Below are 519 nucleotides of genomic sequence, written 5' to 3'. Positions count from 1 at the left end.
CCGACTGTCATCACGCCGGTCGTCACGCCGGTCGTCACGCCGGTCGTCACGGCGGAAGGGGGGACGGTCGTTGTCACGCCGAGCCCCACCCCGGTCGTTGTCGCGGCGGAACCCACCGTGGTCCCCGCGGGGACCACCACGGTCGCCGCGGTCACCACTGTCCCGTCGGCGCTGGTCGCGTTCCGGTCGATCGTCGGGAGAGTTGGTGGCCATGGGTGACTCCTGTCTTCGGTACCGCAAAGTCATTCTCACGCAACCGGGTACCCGGCGCGCTCCGGAAAAACAAAAAGGACCCTTGGTCCCAGCTTGACGCTGGGACCAAGGGTCCTTCCAAANAAAGGCTTAGCTTCCGGGTTCGAAATGTAACCGGGCGTTTCCCTAACGCTATGACCACCGAAACCCTAATGGTTTCGAGCGAACAAGCACACTTTTTAATTGTGTGGTTCAGCTCTTACCGGCAACAGTCGTTGCCTCAGAACTAACACAGTGGACGCGAGCAACTGAGGACAAGCCCTCGGC

1 pseudogene is annotated in these 519 nt (G+C 61.6%); it reads left to right on the top strand.

Annotation, left to right across the window (positions count from 1 at the left end):
• Window positions 1–219, top strand: a pseudogene (locus ABEB00_RS30055) (hypothetical protein); the annotation flags it as partial.
• Window positions 220–519: the final 300 nt, after the last annotated feature.

This window comes from Streptomyces ziwulingensis (assembly GCF_039542605.1).
GTDB lineage: Bacteria > Actinomycetota > Actinomycetes > Streptomycetales > Streptomycetaceae > Streptomyces > Streptomyces ziwulingensis.
Note: the sequence above shows the minus strand (reverse complement) of the source record. Positions and strands in the feature narration are given on the sequence as shown.